The 16479-nt window shown below is 49.2% G+C and carries 15 protein-coding genes; 10 read left to right on the top strand and 5 right to left on the bottom strand.

Annotated features, from left to right (window positions below):
* The coding region (gene hns, locus FDW87_RS18690; RefSeq protein ID WP_137380053.1) for a histone-like nucleoid-structuring protein H-NS at window positions 1–398 on the bottom strand (398 nt) is incomplete at its 3' end.
* Window positions 399–1021: 623 nt separating this feature from the next.
* Between hns and tdk the strand changes: the two genes are divergently transcribed.
* Window positions 1022–1639, top strand: a complete 618-nt coding sequence (gene tdk, locus FDW87_RS18695; protein WP_019076935.1) for a thymidine kinase — start codon at window positions 1022–1024, stop codon at window positions 1637–1639.
* Between the two features lie 236 nt (window positions 1640–1875).
* Here tdk and adhE read toward each other — a convergent pair whose 3' ends face one another.
* Window positions 1876–4554, bottom strand: coding sequence for a bifunctional acetaldehyde-CoA/alcohol dehydrogenase (gene adhE / locus FDW87_RS18700; RefSeq protein WP_016153272.1), 2679 nt, complete (start codon window positions 4552–4554; stop codon window positions 1876–1878).
* A gap of 487 nt (window positions 4555–5041) precedes the next feature.
* On the opposite strand from adhE, the gene ychE reads away from it, so the two are divergent.
* From ychE to FDW87_RS18735, 7 genes are all read left to right on the top strand, one after another.
* Window positions 5042–5689, top strand: a complete 648-nt coding sequence (gene ychE / locus FDW87_RS18705) for an NAAT family transporter YchE (RefSeq protein ID WP_003020714.1) — start codon at window positions 5042–5044, stop codon at window positions 5687–5689.
* 772 nt (window positions 5690–6461) lie between these two features.
* Window positions 6462–8093 carry an oligopeptide ABC transporter substrate-binding protein OppA gene (oppA, locus tag FDW87_RS18710; protein WP_016153271.1) on the top strand — a complete coding sequence of 544 codons (1632 nt, stop codon included), beginning with the start codon at window positions 6462–6464 and terminating at the stop codon, window positions 8091–8093.
* A 121-nt stretch (window positions 8094–8214) separates the two neighbouring features.
* The gene (gene oppB, locus FDW87_RS18715) at window positions 8215–9135 is read left to right on the top strand and encodes an oligopeptide ABC transporter permease OppB (protein ID WP_003020708.1); all 921 of its coding nucleotides are present in this window, start codon (window positions 8215–8217) and stop codon (window positions 9133–9135) included.
* 14 nt (window positions 9136–9149) lie between these two features.
* Window positions 9150–10058: an oligopeptide ABC transporter permease OppC gene (oppC, locus tag FDW87_RS18720; RefSeq protein WP_003020701.1), complete on the top strand. Its 909-nt coding sequence runs from the start codon at window positions 9150–9152 to the stop codon at window positions 10056–10058.
* 11 nt (window positions 10059–10069) lie between these two features.
* The gene (gene oppD, locus FDW87_RS18725; RefSeq protein WP_003833364.1) at window positions 10070–11083 is read left to right on the top strand and encodes a murein tripeptide/oligopeptide ABC transporter ATP-binding protein OppD; all 1014 of its coding nucleotides are present in this window, start codon (window positions 10070–10072) and stop codon (window positions 11081–11083) included.
* Window positions 11080–12084: a murein tripeptide/oligopeptide ABC transporter ATP-binding protein OppF gene (gene oppF / locus FDW87_RS18730; RefSeq protein ID WP_016156729.1), complete on the top strand. Its 1005-nt coding sequence runs from the start codon at window positions 11080–11082 to the stop codon at window positions 12082–12084. Before oppD ends, oppF begins: the two co-directional genes overlap by 4 nt.
* Window positions 12085–12131: 47 nt before the next feature.
* Window positions 12132–12968 carry an ion transporter gene (locus FDW87_RS18735; protein WP_049269434.1) on the top strand — a complete coding sequence of 279 codons (837 nt, stop codon included), beginning with the start codon at window positions 12132–12134 and terminating at the stop codon, window positions 12966–12968.
* Window positions 12969–13004: 36 nt separating this feature from the next.
* Here the strand turns inward: FDW87_RS18735 and FDW87_RS18740 are convergent, their stop codons facing one another.
* Complete coding sequence (locus FDW87_RS18740) at window positions 13005–13334, bottom strand: HI1450 family dsDNA-mimic protein (protein WP_003020691.1); 330 nt, start codon at window positions 13332–13334, stop codon at window positions 13005–13007.
* A 34-nt stretch (window positions 13335–13368) separates the two neighbouring features.
* Window positions 13369–14829, bottom strand: a complete 1461-nt coding sequence (gene cls, locus FDW87_RS18745; RefSeq protein ID WP_016156727.1) for a cardiolipin synthase — start codon at window positions 14827–14829, stop codon at window positions 13369–13371.
* 142 nt (window positions 14830–14971) lie between these two features.
* On the opposite strand from cls, the gene FDW87_RS18750 reads away from it, so the two are divergent.
* Complete coding sequence (locus FDW87_RS18750) at window positions 14972–15145, top strand: YciY family protein (RefSeq protein ID WP_016153268.1); 174 nt, start codon at window positions 14972–14974, stop codon at window positions 15143–15145.
* 51 nt (window positions 15146–15196) lie between these two features.
* Here FDW87_RS18750 and FDW87_RS18755 read toward each other — a convergent pair whose 3' ends face one another.
* Window positions 15197–15493, bottom strand: a complete 297-nt coding sequence (locus FDW87_RS18755) for a YciI family protein (protein WP_003020675.1) — start codon at window positions 15491–15493, stop codon at window positions 15197–15199.
* Window positions 15494–15717: 224 nt separating this feature from the next.
* Here FDW87_RS18755 and tonB point away from each other — a divergent pair, with 224 nt between their 5' ends.
* Complete coding sequence (tonB, locus tag FDW87_RS18760; RefSeq protein WP_137380054.1) at window positions 15718–16434, top strand: TonB system transport protein TonB; 717 nt, start codon at window positions 15718–15720, stop codon at window positions 16432–16434.
* Window positions 16435–16479 lie beyond the last annotated feature (45 nt).

The raw sequence follows: 16479 nt of genomic DNA on the forward strand, positions 1-16479 counted from the left end.
AAATCGTCCAGTTGTTTACCTTGTTCTTCCATCGCTTTTTTGATCACTGCCGGTGTACGACCCTGACCAGTCCAGGTTTTAGTTTCACCGTTTTCGTCAACATAGCTATATTTAGCCGGACGTGCAGCGCGTTTAGCTTTGGTGCCAGATTTAACAGCAGCCATGCTATTCAGCAGTTCGTTCGGGTCAATGCCGTCAGCGATCAGCATTTCACGATATTGTTGCAGTTTACGAGTACGTTCTTCAACTTCAGCAGCTGCAGCGCTTTCTTCTTCACGGCGCTCGCTAACAACAACTTCTAATTTTTCCAGCATTTCTTCAAGCGTTTCCAGAGTACATTCTCTTGCCTGCGCACGAAGAGTACGGATGTTGTTCAGAATTTTAAGTGCTTCGCTCATTGTAGTAATCTCAAACTTATATTGGGGGTGGTTTGTTGAGCTAATAATAGAGCGATAAATTCAGTTGTGCAATAGCCAGGAATGTAAGGAATTCAAAATTGCGCTTTATTTAGTATCAGAATTAATTCATCTGTCTTAAATTCTCCGCGACGTTGGGCATAAAAAAGGCTTATTGGTGAGGGGGCTTCTCAGCGGCTGAGAGTAAAAATTCAAGATTCAGGTCACATTTTATGGTGTACAAATAGTATCTCTTTGCAGTGATTTCAACCTTTTGTATTAGTTTTGCTTACATGAATTCGCTAATACATGGCGACAGTGGGTAGATTCAATAACAATAAGGGAAGGGTTTCTTTATTGCCGTAAGAAGATAAGAGGTATGGATAAATTTCATGAGCACTATTTGTGAAAGAGTGTGTATATACCCATCGAGTTTCAGGCTACCTGGGCCATGGCTGGAGTGTACTCACGCTCCCGTGTCACTTAAAGGATCGGTTATTTAGGCGACACTGAGCGAGTCTGAACGCCTATTTATACGCCTATGCAGGCAACGCTACACCGACACGTTCGTGAAATATGGTACAATCCTGCCCATATTTATTTCCCCGGGTGAGGGCCTACGGTCAATGGCACAGCTATATTTTTACTATTCTGCAATGAATGCCGGTAAGTCGACTGCATTGCTGCAATCTTCGTACAATTATCAGGAACGTGGGATGCGTGCCGTGGTATATACAGCGGAAATTGATGACCGCTTTGGTGCTGGAAAAGTAAGTTCGCGTATAGGTCTGTCGTCACCTGCAAAATTGTTTAACCAAAATTCATCATTGTTCGAAGAGATTCGGGCTGAGAATGAGCAGCAAAGAATTCACTGTGTACTGGTTGATGAGTCGCAGTTTCTGACTCGACAGCAGGTTTATGAATTATCTGAAGTTGTCGATCAGCTGGATATTCCCGTGTTGTGCTACGGCTTGCGTACCGATTTTCGTGGTGAGTTATTTGGCGGCAGCGAATACCTGTTGGCATGGTCAGATAAACTGGTTGAATTAAAAACCATTTGTTTCTGTGGGCGTAAGGCCAGCATGGTGTTGCGTCTTGATCAGGCAGGACGACCTTATAACGAGGGCGAACAGGTGGTGATTGGCGGGAACGAACGCTATGTATCGGTATGCCGTAAACATTATAAGCAAGCACAGTCTGAGGGCTCTCTGACGGCGATACAAGAACGACACAACCACGATTAACTCTACGCGCTTCTGGGCGCTTATTAGCACAGGGTAGGCTGCGACATTCGCTAATGTTCGCTACCCTGTCAGACACTCTCCTGACGCTATTCTCGCATCCTCCTAAGCATCCTTTTACAGGTCCATCCTTTAAACGTCGCTGAATTGGTCATGTATCGATTCTGATAACGTAAGATGTAAAAAAACGGCCCCAATTCGGGACCGTTTATGGTGAAACTAAAACTTATCTGGATGAATTAAGCGGATTTCTTCGCTTTCTTCTCAGCTTTCGGCGCTGCTACTGCTTCAGTCTTAACGGCGGTTTGATCTTCGCTGTATTCACGACCGTAGTAGGTATCCATCAGGATCTGTTTCAGTTCAGAAATCAGCGGGTAACGCGGGTTAGCACCAGTACACTGGTCATCAAACGCATCTTCAGACAGTTTGTCCACGTGTGCCAGGAAGTCAGCTTCCTGAACGCCAGCTTCACGGATAGACTTAGGAATACCCAGTTCAGCTTTGATTTCGTCCAGCCAGCCCAGCAGTTTCTGGATTTTTGCAGCAGTACGGTCGCCCGGTGCGCTCAGACCCAGATGGTCTGCGATTTCAGCGTAGCGACGACGAGCCTGCGGACGGTCGTACTGGCTGAATGCAGTCTGTTTAGTCGGGTTGTCGTTCGCGTTATAACGAATAACGTTGCTGATCAGCAGGGCGTTCGCCAGACCGTGAGGAATGTGGAACTGAGAACCCAGCTTGTGCGCCATTGAGTGACATACACCCAGGAAGGCGTTAGCAAACGCAATACCGGCGATGGTTGCTGCACTGTGTACACGCTCACGCGCTACCGGGTTCTTAGAACCTTCGTGGTAGGACGCTGGCAGGTTTTCTTTCAGCAGTTTCAGCGCTTGCAGAGCCTGACCGTCGGAGAACTCAGAAGCCAGCACGGATACGTAAGCTTCCAGGGCGTGAGTGACGGCATCCAGACCACCGAACGCACACAGGGACTTAGGCATATCCATCACCAGGTTGGCGTCAACAATCGCCATATCCGGAGTCAGCGCATAGTCTGCCAGCGGGTATTTCTGACCAGTTGCATCGTCAGTAACAACCGCAAACGGAGTAACTTCAGAACCAGTACCGGAAGTGGTGGTGACGGCAACCATCTTCGCTTTTACGCCCATTTTCGGGAACTTGTAGATACGTTTACGGATGTCCATAAAGCGCAGTGCCAGTTCTTCGAAGTGGGTTTCTGGGTGTTCGTACATAACCCACATGATTTTCGCGGCGTCCATCGGGGAACCGCCACCCAGCGCGATGATCACGTCTGGTTTAAAGGAGTTAGCCAGCTCAGCACCTTTGCGTACAACGGTCAGAGTTGGGTCAGCTTCAACTTCAAAGAACACTTCGGTTTCAACGCCAGCAGCTTTCAGCACGGAGGTGATCTGGTCAGCATAGCCATTGTTAAACAGGAAGCGGTCGGTCACGATCAGCGCACGTTTGTGACCATCGGTAATCACTTCATCCAGTGCGATTGGCAGAGAGCCACGACGGAAGTAGATAGATTTCGGAAGTTTGTGCCACAACATGTTTTCAGCTCGCTTAGCAACGGTTTTCTTGTTGATCAGGTGCTTAGGACCAACGTTTTCAGAGATGGAATTACCACCCCAGGAACCACAACCCAGAGTCAGGGAAGGCGCGAGTTTAAAGTTGTACAGGTCACCGATACCACCCTGAGAAGCTGGGGTGTTAATCAGGATACGTGCGGTTTTCATCATCTGACCGAAGTAAGCAACACGTTCTGGCTGGTTGTCCTGGTCGGTGTACAGGCAAGAGGTATGACCGATACCGCCCATCGCAACCAGTTTTTCAGCTTTAATAACGGCGTCTTCGAAGTCTTTCGCACGGTACATTGCCAGCGTCGGAGACAATTTTTCGTGAGCGAACGGTTCGCTTTCGTCAACAACTGTCACTTCACCGATCAGAATCTTAGTGGTTTCTGGTACGGAGAAGCCTGCCAGTTCAGCAATTTTGTATGCCGGCTGACCAACGATAGCCGCGTTCAGCGCGCCATTTTTCAGGATAACGTCCTGAACGGCTTTCAGCTCTTTGCCTTGCAGCATGTAGCCGCCGTGAGTCGCGAAACGCTCACGTACTGCGTCGTATACAGAGTCAACGACAACAACGGACTGTTCAGAAGCACAAATTACGCCGTTATCGAAGGTTTTAGACATCAGAACAGATGCAACAGCACGCTTGATATCAGCGGTTTCATCGATAACCACAGGGGTGTTACCTGCGCCTACACCGATTGCCGGTTTACCGGAACTGTATGCTGCTTTAACCATGCCTGGACCACCGGTCGCAAGGATCAGGTTGATGTCCGGGTGGTGCATCAGCGCGTTTGACAGTTCTACGGAAGGTTGATCGATCCAGCCGATCAGATCTTTCGGTGCGCCAGCAGCAATTGCTGCCTGCAGAACGATATCAGCCGCTTTGTTAGTGGCATCTTTTGCACGCGGATGCGGAGAGAAGATGATGGCGTTACGCGTCTTCAGGCTGATCAGTGATTTGAAGATTGCAGTAGAAGTCGGGTTAGTGGTTGGAACGATACCGCAGATGATACCAATCGGTTCAGCGATGGTAATGGTACCGAAAGTGTGGTCTTCAGCCAGCACACCACAGGTTTTTTCGTCTTTATATGCGTTATAAATGTATTCGGAAGCAAAGTGGTTTTTAATCACTTTATCTTCGACGATGCCCATGCCAGATTCGGCAACGGCCATTTTCGCGAGAGGGATTCGAGCGTCTGCGGCAGCCAGAGCGGCGGCACGGAAGATTTTGTCAACCTGTTCTTGAGTGAAACTGGCATATTCACGCTGGGCTTTTTTTACGCGCTCTACAAGTGCGTTAAGTTCAGCGACATTAGTAACAGCCATAATGCTCTCCTGATAATGTTAAACTTTTTTAGTAAATCATCTGCTCGATACGAGAGTATAGACAGATCGACGAAAATTTGTGTAACGTTTTGAAAATCAAACGGTTAATTAACGTCCACTTTACCTTGATTTACTAAAAGAGCTTATACGCTAGCGCCACTTAATTCTAACGCGCTACCTCCAGGTGGCGTAAGCAAGATTACTCACTTCTGAGTAGTAATTGCGTGATCTGGATCAAAATTTCGCAAAGCTGACACCTTTCAGCAGGCCCTTTTAGCGTTTATCGGTAAGTGTTAATGAATTGGTGGGATGAATGCTATTAACATTAGCATATTTAATACATATTAATAACACTAAGTATTGGAAGTGTATTTACGTAGATATACACAGATAGAAGGTGAAGTATGCTGACAAAAGGCGTATCTTCAGCGCGGATTTTATCAATTTTTATGACTCATTTTATCCGGCTAACGCTTCGGAGCTAACCGTGATCCAAACGCTATTTGATTTTCCTGTCTATTTTAAATTTTTCATTGGGTTATTCGCATTGGTTAACCCGGTCGGGATCATCCCTGTCTTTATCAGTATGACCAGCTATCAAACGGCTGCTGCGCGAAATAAAACCAACCTTACGGCAAACCTGTCGGTTGCCATCATCCTGTGGACTTCGCTGTTCCTTGGTGACGGTATTCTTCAGCTCTTCGGTATCTCGATAGATTCGTTCAGGATTGCCGGCGGCATTCTGGTGGTGACTATCGCAATGTCGATGATTAGCGGAAAACTGGGCGAAGATAAGCAAAACAAACAGGAAAAATCAGAAACAGCAATCCGCGAAAGTATCGGCGTAGTGCCGCTGGCATTGCCGCTTATGGCGGGGCCAGGGGCGATAAGCTCAACTATTGTTTGGGGTACGCGTTATCACAGTGCGATTAACCTGTTTGGTTTTTTTGTGGCGATTGCGTTGTTTGCCCTGTGCTGTTGGGGACTGTTTCGCATGGCACCGTGGCTGGTACGGCTGCTGGGCCAAACCGGTATCAACGTCATTACGCGTATTATGGGGTTGTTGTTAATGGCCTTAGGGATCGAATTCATTGTGACTGGAATCAAGTCCATTTTCCCCGGTTTACTTGCCTGATATTCCTCTTCGGCATCAACGGAGCCTCTTTCGGCTCCGTTTCCATTCGTTATTAGTAAAACTTCTCACTAAAGTTGAAAATCAGCATAGAAATATAAAAATATCTGATGGTTATTCATTAATTTATTCATTGATTTTATGGATATAACACTCAATGGTCCACCAGAGGGATCCCGATGTCACTGTTATTTTATTAACATCATACTCTGGGGCTTGCTGAAGGATTATCGAAATGTTATTAGTTATTTCAGCGTTTTTTTTAGATGAATGTGCTAATTAATAACCAATTGTTAAATTTATGTGCATTTTGGCGTGGTGTTGACACAGGACTGGGGAGTTAACACTGCGCGTTATGCAATGTATTGATTTTCATCGTTTTATTGTCGTGATCTTTCATTCGTAAGACTTTTTTAGTGAGATTTATTTCCAATAAAAGAGAATTGGTTAACAAATTTGTAAAATGTATTGGCGGTTAAGAAACGCATTTGATACTTTCCGGCCAGGTATTATGCAGAAGAATTCACGTTGATGAGAATCATTTTCAATTAGTTTCTCTCAACAGGGTAATAACGTGTTTCCGGCAGGGGAGGCACGTAGATAATCGACGCAAGGCGGTCATACGAATCGCCAGAAATAAATAAAGTCGGTGATAGCAAGCAGTAAAACAAGAAACTACCTGACGGCAGAAAATCTCCGGTGCCGTACAGGGATCCTGACAGGATTAACAGTCTGGTTAAAAAACCAGCCATAATAATGAGGGAGTACAAACACAATGACTAACATCACTAAAAAAAGTTTAGTAGCTGCGGGGATCCTAACTGCGCTAATCGCTGGGAATGTTGCTACGGCGGCAGTTGTGCCAGCAGGTGTGCAGCTTGCTGAAAAGCAGACTCTGGTGCGTAATAACGGTTCGGAAGTTCAGTCACTCGATCCACATAAAATCGAAGGTGTACCTGAATCCAATATCAACCGTGACCTGTTTGAAGGTTTATTAATCAGCGATGTCGATGGCAAACCATCGCCTGGCGTGGCTGAAAAGTGGGAAAATAAAGACTTTAAGGTGTGGACATTCCATCTGCGTAAAGACGCTAAATGGTCTGACGGCACGCCTGTTACCGCGCAAGATTTCGTGTATAGCTGGCAACGCCTGGCTAATCCAAATACCGCGTCACCGTACGCCAGTTATTTACAGTACGGTCACATTGTCAATATTGACGATATTATCGCCGGCAAAAAGCCGATCACCGATCTCGGTGTCAAAGCTCTCGACGATCATACATTTGAAGTCACCCTGAGCGAGCCGGTTCCTTATTTCTACAAATTGCTTGTGCACTCATCCGTTTCTCCGGTTCCTAAAGCAGCGGTTGAAAAATACGGTGAGAAATGGACCCAGCCCGCTAACATCGTCACCAACGGCGCCTATAAGCTGAAAGACTGGGTGGTCAACGAGCGCATTGTACTTGAGCGTAACACCAACTACTGGGACAACGCCAAAACGGTTATTAACCAGGTTACCTACCTGCCAATTTCTTCTGAAGTGACTGACGTTAACCGCTATCGCAGCGGCGAAATCGACATGACCTATAACAACATGCCGATCGAGTTATTCCAGAAACTGAAAAAAGAGATCCCGAACGAAGTTCACGTTGACCCGTATCTGTGCACCTATTATTACGAAATCAACAACCAGAAAGCACCGTTCAACGATGTTCGTGTTCGTACCGCCCTGAAACTGGCGTTGGATCGTGACATTATCGTCAACAAAGTTAAAAACCAGGGGGACCTGCCGGCGTATAGCTTTACCCCTCCTTACACCGATGGCGCGAAACTGGTTGAACCTGAGTGGTTCAAATGGTCTCAGGAAAAACGCAATGAAGAAGCGAAAAAACTGCTGGCTGAAGCCGGGTATACCGCTGAAAAACCGTTGACCTTTGACCTGCTATATAACACCTCAGATCTGCATAAAAAGCTGGCCATCGCTGCGGCATCTATCTGGAAGAAAAATCTGGGCGCCAATGTGAAGCTGGAAAACCAGGAATGGAAAACATTCCTCGATACGCGCCATCAGGGTAACTATGATGTTTCGCGTGCGGGCTGGTGTGCGGATTACAACGAACCAACATCCTTCCTGAATATGGTGCTGTCTGACAGCTCCAACAACACCGTCCACTATAAGAGCCCGGCGTTTGATAAGCTGATTGCGGATACGCTGAAAGTGACTGATGAAGCGCAGCGCAGCGAACTGTACTCGAAAGCGGAACAGCAGCTGGATAAAGATTCTGCGATTGTACCGGTTTATTACTATGTTAACGCCCGCCTGGTAAAACCATGGGTTGGCGGATACTCCGGTAAAGACCCGATGGATAATATCCACGTTAAAGACTTGTATATTATCAAGCATTAATGGCAAGACGTGGGGCAATCATTTTGCCCCACAGTGTCTTTTTTCTTCGAACTATTAACACCGCTTTACCTGAACGTCGGGGTAGAAGAGGTGTAAAGGCACACGCCAGAAGGTACGGGCAATGTTAAAATTTATATTACGTCGCTGTCTGGAAGCGATTCCGACGCTGTTTATACTTATTACGATTTCATTCTTTATGATGCGCCTTGCGCCGGGAAGCCCATTCACCGGGGAACGCGCGTTACCGCCAGAGGTACTGGCTAATATCGAAGCGAAATATCATCTTAACGATCCTATCTCGACGCAGTACTTCAGCTACCTCAAGCAGCTGGCGCATGGCGATTTTGGGCCATCTTTTAAATATAAAGACTATACGGTAAACGACCTTGTGGCATCGAGCTTTCCGGTTTCTGCGAAGCTGGGAGCTGCGGCCTTTATTCTGGCGGTCCTTGTTGGCGTTAGCGCTGGGGTGATAGCCGCGCTGAAACAGAATACGCGCTGGGACTACACGGTGATGGGGGTGGCAATGACCGGGGTGGTTATCCCCAGTTTCGTGGTCGCTCCCTTATTGGTCATGATATTTGCCATAACCTTGAAATGGCTGCCCGGAGGCGGCTGGAATGGCGGGGCGTTGAAATTTATGATCCTGCCGATGGTGGCCTTGTCACTGGCTTATATCGCCAGTATCGCCCGTATTACCCGCGGTTCGATGATTGAAGTGCTGCACTCTAACTTTATTCGTACCGCGCGCGCTAAAGGGTTGCCGATGCGGCGGATTATTTTCCGCCATGCGTTAAAACCTGCGCTGTTGCCTGTGCTGTCCTATATGGGACCAGCATTTGTCGGCATTATTACCGGTTCGATGGTTATTGAAACCATCTATGGTTTGCCGGGCATTGGCCAGCTGTTCGTCAATGGCGCGTTAAACCGCGACTATTCGCTGGTCCTGAGCCTCACCATACTGGTAGGGACGCTGACCATCGTGTTTAACGCGATTGTTGACGTGCTGTATGCCGTTATCGACCCGAAAATTCGTTACTGATACTGGAGCTCGCTATGATGTTAAGTAAGAAAAACAGCGAAGCGCTGGAAAATTTCAGTGAAAAGCTGGAGGTCGAGGGCCGCAGTCTGTGGCAGGACGCGCGTCGACGCTTTATGCATAACCGCGCGGCGGTAGCAAGCCTGGTCGTGCTGGTGATTATTGCGCTGTTTGTGACGCTGGCGCCGATGCTGTCGCAGTTTACCTACTTCGATACCGACTGGGGTATGATGTCCAGCGCGCCGGATACAGAATCTGGACACTATTTCGGCACCGACTCGTCAGGTCGAGACCTGCTGGTTCGTGTGGCGATTGGCGGTCGCATCTCGCTGATGGTCGGCATTGCCGCGGCGTTGGTCGCGGTAGTTGTCGGCACGCTATACGGTTCTCTGTCGGGCTACCTCGGCGGTAAAATCGACTCCGTGATGATGCGTCTGCTGGAAATCCTCAACTCCTTCCCGTTCATGTTCTTCGTGATTCTGCTGGTCACTTTCTTTGGGCAAAATATCCTGCTGATTTTTGTCGCTATTGGGATGGTATCCTGGCTGGATATGGCGCGTATCGTGCGTGGACAAACGCTGAGTCTCAAGCGCAAAGAGTTTATTGAAGCAGCGCAAGTGGGTGGGGTATCTACCGTGCGCATCGTTATCCGTCATATTGTGCCGAACGTGCTGGGCGTGGTGGTGGTGTACGCTTCGTTGCTGGTGCCCAGCATGATCCTGTTTGAATCCTTCCTGAGCTTTTTGGGATTAGGGACGCAGGAGCCGTTAAGTAGCTGGGGGGCGTTGCTGAGTGATGGTGCCAACTCGATGGAAGTCTCACCATGGCTGCTGCTGTTCCCGGCAGGATTCCTGGTGGTCACTTTGTTCTGTTTTAACTTTATTGGCGATGGCCTGCGTGATGCCCTCGACCCGAAAGACCGTTAAGGAGTGCAGCCATGAGCGTAATTGAAACCTCAACCGCGCCGCTCGCGCAACAACAGGCTAACGCACTGCTGAACGTTAAAGATCTGCGCGTGACGTTTGCCACCCCCGACGGCGATGTGACTGCGGTAAACGATTTAAACTTTTCTCTGCGAGCTGGAGAAACGCTGGGTATTGTTGGGGAATCCGGTTCAGGGAAATCGCAAACGGCCTTTGCCCTGATGGGCCTGCTGGCGGCAAATGGCCGTATCGGAGGTTCCGCAACCTTCAACGGACGTGAAATTCTGAATTTACCTGAACGTGAGTTGAACAAACTGCGCGCCGAGCAAATCTCGATGATTTTCCAGGACCCGATGACCTCTCTCAATCCGTACATGCGAGTCGGCGAGCAGTTGATGGAAGTTCTCATGCTGCATAAAGGCATGAGCAAAGCGGAAGCCTTTGAAGAATCGGTAAGAATGCTGGATGCGGTGAAAATGCCGGAAGCGCGTAAGCGTATGAAAATGTATCCGCATGAATTCTCCGGCGGGATGCGTCAGCGCGTAATGATCGCCATGGCGCTGTTGTGCAGGCCTAAATTACTGATAGCCGATGAGCCGACTACCGCGCTCGATGTTACGGTACAGGCGCAAATCATGACCCTGCTGAATGAACTGAAAAGCGAATTCAACACTGCGATTATCATGATCACCCACGATCTGGGAGTAGTTGCCGGTATTTGCGATAAAGTTTTGGTGATGTACGCCGGACGTACCATGGAATATGGCAGTGCACGGGATGTCTTTTATAAGCCCGTTCATCCGTATTCGATTGGTTTGCTAAATGCCGTACCTCGTCTGGATGCCGAAGGGGAAGAGATGCTGACTATCCCGGGCAACCCGCCGAACCTGTTGCGTTTACCAAAAGGTTGCCCATTCCAACCGCGTTGCCCGCATGCGATGGAAATCTGTAGCAGTGCTCCGCCACTGGAAGAGTTTAGTCCGGGCCGCCTGCGCGCCTGCTTTAAACCGGTGGAGGAACTGGTATGAATGCGGTCACCGAACAACGAAAAGTGCTCCTTGAAATTGCCGATCTTAAAGTCCATTTCGACATTAAAGACGGCAAGCAGTGGTTCTGGCAGCCGTCTAAAACCCTGAAAGCGGTTGATGGCGTGACTCTGCGACTGTATGAAGGTGAAACCCTGGGCGTGGTCGGCGAATCAGGCTGTGGAAAATCGACTTTTGCCCGTGCGATTATTGGCCTGGTGAAAGCCACCGATGGAAAAGTCGCCTGGCTGGGTAAAGATTTACTGGGCATGAAACCCGATGAGTGGAGGGAAGTGCGTAGCGATATTCAGATGATTTTCCAGGATCCGCTGGCATCACTGAACCCGCGCATGACCATCGGTGAAATCATCGCCGAACCGCTGCGGACTTATCATCCGAACCTGTCTGGCCAGGAAGTCCGCGACCGTGTGAAGGCGATGATGATGAAGGTGGGGTTGCTGCCTAATCTGATTAACCGCTACCCGCATGAGTTTTCCGGCGGCCAGTGTCAGCGTATTGGTATTGCCCGGGCGCTGATCCTCGAGCCGAAGCTGATTATTTGCGATGAACCGGTTTCGGCGCTGGACGTATCCATTCAGGCCCAGGTGGTCAACCTGTTACAACAGCTCCAGCGTGAAATGGGATTATCGTTAATCTTCATTGCTCACGACCTGGCGGTGGTGAAACATATCTCCGATCGCGTGCTGGTCATGTATCTCGGACACGCGGTGGAATTAGGGACTTATGATGAGGTGTACCATAATCCGCTGCACCCTTATACCAAAGCGTTGATGTCTGCAGTGCCAATTCCCGACCCGGATCAGGAAAGGAACAAGGTTATCCAGTTGCTGGAAGGCGAATTGCCGTCGCCGATTAATCCTCCTTCCGGCTGCGTGTTCCGTACGCGCTGCCCGATTGCCGGACCGGAATGCGCAAAAACCCGCCCGGTTCTCGAAGGAAGTTTCCGTCACGCAGTTTCCTGCCTGAAAGTAGACCCGCTATAATCCAGAGGGCTGACAAAGGTCAGCCCTTCTTTTTTGGTGAGGTATATGTGTCAGGTTTAGTCTCTTCTGTCCGCCGCGCGCTCTATCGCAAATTATTCGATTTAAACACCCGTTCAGGGCGTCGCTTTGAAGGTATGTGCGCGCTGTTCGCCTTGCTCAGCGTTATTGTTATCTTCATTGAGTCCGGGGTCGGGACGCAATACCATTTAACCTTTGAGGAATGGCGCATTTTTGTCTGGCTGGAGATCTTTATTACTCTGGTCTTTACCCTCGAATATTTTCTTCGCTTATGCAGCTGGGCCAATCCCGCAAAATATGTGTTTAGCTTCTGGGGGATTATCGATCTGGCCACCATTTTACCGCTGTACGTGATGTGGCTATGGCCTGAAATCAGTCTGAGCTATGTCTTCGCCTGGCGAGCGATGCGTGTCCTGCGCGTCTTGCGTATTCTCAAGCTGCTGCGTTTTATGCCTTCTCTGCGAGTGTTCTGGAATGCGTTAAAAAGCGCCCGTCATCAACTGATGTTGTTCTATTCCTTTATTGCCATTCTGATGGTTGTTTTCGGCGCGATGATGTATCTGATAGAAGGGCCCAAATATGGCTTTACTACGCTGAATGCGTCTGTGTATTGGGCAATTGTTACGGTCACCACCGTCGGCTACGGTGACATTACACCGCACACGCCGTTGGGACGCATGGTGGCGTCAGTGCTTATCCTGATTGGATACTCTGTGATTGCGATACCGACCGGATTGATAACCACACACATGAGCAGTGCGTTCCAACAGCGCGGATATCAGCGTAGATGCCCACAGTGTCAGCAGGCGCAGCATGAACATAGTGCGCAGTTTTGTAACCGCTGCGGAAGTAAACTGCCGGGCTAAAAATGAAAAAAGCTGCGAGAGCAGCTTTTTTGTTTGTTATTCGCGCCAGAGAATATGGCAGAGTTTGTGATCTTTTTCGCGACATAATAAAACGCGCGCAAAAATATCGTTAATCTCGCCGTCTTCTGTATCTGCCAGACCAATCACCACTTCAGCAAAGAAGTCAGGGTTCAGGTCAAAATCAACATGCTCCTGCCAGTCTTCTGCCGGGTCGAATAACTCGGCACCACCGCGCTCTTCAAACTGTAAATTGAACAGAATGATGTCGGCTGGATCCAGGTTGTCCGCAGCCAGTTCGAGAAAAATATCGTAAGCCTGCTCAAGCGTTTCGTCTTCAGTCAGGCGATTGTTCAAATCCATATCCATAATGACTACCTGTTTACTGTCTGATGGGCACGTTTTACAGCAACGGACTAAAGAAGTAAAACAGTCGCTCAGCGATCCGCTGCCAGAGTGGTCGTTTTACCCACAAACGGGCATCAAGCAGACGGGAACGCGAAATATAATCATCCTGTACTGCCGCGAGATCGCCACCGAATCCGGCATCATCAATGACCAGCGTGATTTCAAAATTGAGCCACAGACTGCGCATATCCAGGTTAACGGTACCGACCAGGCTCAGCTCGCCATCGACCAGTACGCTCTTGGTGTGCAGTAAGCCACCTTCGAACTGATAGATTTTAACGCCAGCGGCCAGCAGCTCAGTGAAAAAGGCCCGGCTTGCCCAGCCAACCAGCAGGGAATCATTCTTGCGTGGAAGAATAATACTGACGTCAACCCCACGCTGCGCCGCTGTACAGATCGCGTGCAGCAGATCGTCACTGGGAACGAAGTAGGGCGTGGTCATAATTAAATATTCACGCGCCGAATAAGCTGCGGTTAACAGCGCCTGATGAATCAAATCTTCAGGGAAACCAGGTCCCGAAGCGATTGTGTGAATGGTGTGGCCGCTGGCCTGTTCAAACGGCATGATATTGACGTCTGGCGGCGGGGGCAGAATGCGCTTGCCGGTCTCAATTTCCCAGTCGCAGGAATAGACGATGCCCATAGCGGTGGCTACCGGGCCTTCCATTCTCGCCATCAAATCCACCCATTGCCCGACGCCTGCATCTTGTTTGAAGAAACGGGGATCGACCATGTTCATGCTGCCGGTATAAGCAATATAGTTATCGATCATGATCATTTTGCGGTGCTGACGCAGGTCCATACGGCGTAAAAATACACGCATCAGGTTTACTTTCAGCGCTTCAACAACCTCGATACCCGCGTTACGCATCATCGCCGCCCATGGGCTGCGAAAGAACGCCACGCTACCCGCGGAATCCAGCATTAAGCGACAGTGAATTCCACGCCTTGCGGCAGCCATTAATGACTCGGCGACCTGATCGGCCATACCGCCTGGTTGCCAGATGTAGAACACCATCTCGATGTTGTGACGCGCCAGTTGAATATCACGGATCAATGCCTGCATCACGTCCTCTGAACTGGTGAGCAACTGCAGTTGATTTCCTTTAACGCCAGCGATTCCCTGACGACGCTCGCACAGCTTAAATAAGGATGACGCGACACTGCTGTTTTCCTGCGCAAAAATATGCTTACAGGCTTTTAGATCGTTCAGCCACTTGGCCGTTGACGGCCACATTGCCCGGGCGCGTTCGGCGCGACGTTTACCCAGGTGGAGCTCACCGAAGGACAGATAAGCAATGATCCCTACCAATGGCAGAATATAGATGATCAAAAGCCAGGCCATTGCGGAGGGCACTGCGCGTCGTTTCATTAGAATGCGTAATGTTACGCCAGCAATGAGTACCCAGTAACCCAGAATGACCAGCCAACTCACCACGGTGTAGAAGGTTGTCATAAATTTAAAAATCCTTTTGAAAGCGTATTGTTAAGAGTTTACGCATCAGGATTAATCTGGCAAATAAAAACACGGGAAAACCACTGGTCTGCATTCGGTGTGGCGTTATAATGGCCGCACAGTGACTGAAAGAGTAGTAAACATGAAGCGTAGTAGAACGGAAGTGGGACGCTGGCGGATGCTGCGTCAGGCTAGCCGCCGTAAAGCACGTTGGCTTGAAGGACAATCGCGCCGTAATATGCGTATCCATACCATCAGAAAGTGTATTCTCAACCATCAACGTAACTCGTTGCTGTTTGCGATCCACAACATCTGATCTCAAAAGGGCACCGCTGTCGGTGCCCAATGTCTGCTTTTCGTTTTGTTTTTAAAATACTTTTTTGTAAGGTTTTACTGAAACCTGCGCATAAACACCTGCCGCCACGTAGGGATCGGCTTCCGCCCACGCCTGCGCGGCTTCTAAAGATTCAAATTCTGCGATCACCGTTGAGCCGGTAAAGCCTGCGGCGCCCGGATCGTTACTGTCAACCGCTGGCATAGGACCCGCCGTGAGCAAACGGCCTTCGTCATGAAGGAGTTGCAGACGAGCCAGATGAGCAGGGCGTACGGAAAGACGTTTTTCGAGAGAGTCTGCGATATCTTGAGCGTAAATAACGTACAGCACGGGTAGAGCTCCTTGAACGGTAAAAGGTCATATTTACGTTATTGGAAAGGCCTGGTAACTGCAACGGAAAGATAACTAATATGTTAAGGCCATACTTTGAAAATGGTTTTTTATCATAAAATCGCGTTTTAAATGCCAGTTAGCTTCACGGTCTTATTGAATATGATTGCTATTTGCATTTAAAATCAGGGCCTGGTTTTTTTACTGAAACGATTATGACTTCAATGACCCTTGATTTACCTCGTCGCTTTCCCTGGCCTACGTTACTTTCTGTCGGCATTCATGGTGCTGTAGTGGCAGGTTTGCTGTATACCTCGGTACATCAGGTTATTGAACTGCCTGCGCCAGCGCAGCCGATCTCCGTTACGATGGTTGCGCCTGTCGATCTTGAACCTCCTCAGGCCGTTCAGCCGCCGCCGGAACCCGTCGTCGAGCCTGAACCGGAGCCAGAACCGATCCCCGAACCGCCAAAAGAAGCGCCGGTAGTGATTGAGAAACCGAAGCCCAAGCCTAAACCGAAGCCAAAACCGGTGAAAAAGGTGGAAGAGCAGCCGAAGCGTGATGTTAAACCAGCAGAGCCGCGTCCGGTATCCCCGTTTGAAAATACGGCGCCTGCGCGTCCAACAACCAGTACCGCTCCGGCAACCACTAAACCGGCGGTGAGTGCTCCATCGGGTCCGCGAGCCTTAAGTCGTAATCAGCCTCAATATCCGGCACGTGCACAGGCATTGCGCATTGAAGGCCGTGTGAAAGTCAAATTTGACGTGACCTCGGATGGCCGGGTTGAAAATGTGGAAGTTCTGTCCGCACAGCCTGCAAATATGTTTGAGCGTGAAGTGAAAAATGCGATGCGCAGATGGCGTTATGAAGCCGGTAAGCCAGGTTCCGGGCTGGTGGTGAATATTGTTTTCCGCCTGAACGGCACAACACAGATCGAGTAAGCATCAGGCCGGATTTGGCGTTACGTCGCCAAATCCGGCAGAATG

The organism is Citrobacter sp. wls826 (assembly GCF_005281245.1).
In the GTDB taxonomy this organism is placed as follows: Bacteria; Pseudomonadota; Gammaproteobacteria; order Enterobacterales; family Enterobacteriaceae; genus Citrobacter; species Citrobacter braakii.

Excerpts from the sequence above, each read along its gene's own strand:
- tdk (WP_019076935.1), top strand. The coding sequence starts at position 1,022 with ATGGCACAGCTATATTTTTACTATTCTGCAATGAATGCCGGTAAGTCG.
- adhE (WP_016153272.1), bottom strand. The coding sequence starts at position 4,554 with ATGGCTGTTACTAATGTCGCTGAACTTAACGCACTTGTAGAGCGCGTA.
- oppA (WP_016153271.1), top strand. The coding sequence starts at position 6,462 with ATGACTAACATCACTAAAAAAAGTTTAGTAGCTGCGGGGATCCTAACT.
- oppB (WP_003020708.1), top strand. The coding sequence starts at position 8,215 with ATGTTAAAATTTATATTACGTCGCTGTCTGGAAGCGATTCCGACGCTG.
- oppC (WP_003020701.1), top strand. The coding sequence starts at position 9,150 with ATGATGTTAAGTAAGAAAAACAGCGAAGCGCTGGAAAATTTCAGTGAA.
- oppD (WP_003833364.1), top strand. The coding sequence starts at position 10,070 with ATGAGCGTAATTGAAACCTCAACCGCGCCGCTCGCGCAACAACAGGCT.
- oppF (WP_016156729.1), top strand. The coding sequence starts at position 11,080 with ATGAATGCGGTCACCGAACAACGAAAAGTGCTCCTTGAAATTGCCGAT.
- FDW87_RS18740 (WP_003020691.1), bottom strand. The coding sequence starts at position 13,334 with ATGGATATGGATTTGAACAATCGCCTGACTGAAGACGAAACGCTTGAG.
- cls (WP_016156727.1), bottom strand. The coding sequence starts at position 14,829 with ATGACAACCTTCTACACCGTGGTGAGTTGGCTGGTCATTCTGGGTTAC.
- FDW87_RS18750 (WP_016153268.1), top strand. The coding sequence starts at position 14,972 with ATGAAGCGTAGTAGAACGGAAGTGGGACGCTGGCGGATGCTGCGTCAG.
- tonB (WP_137380054.1), top strand. The coding sequence starts at position 15,718 with ATGACCCTTGATTTACCTCGTCGCTTTCCCTGGCCTACGTTACTTTCT.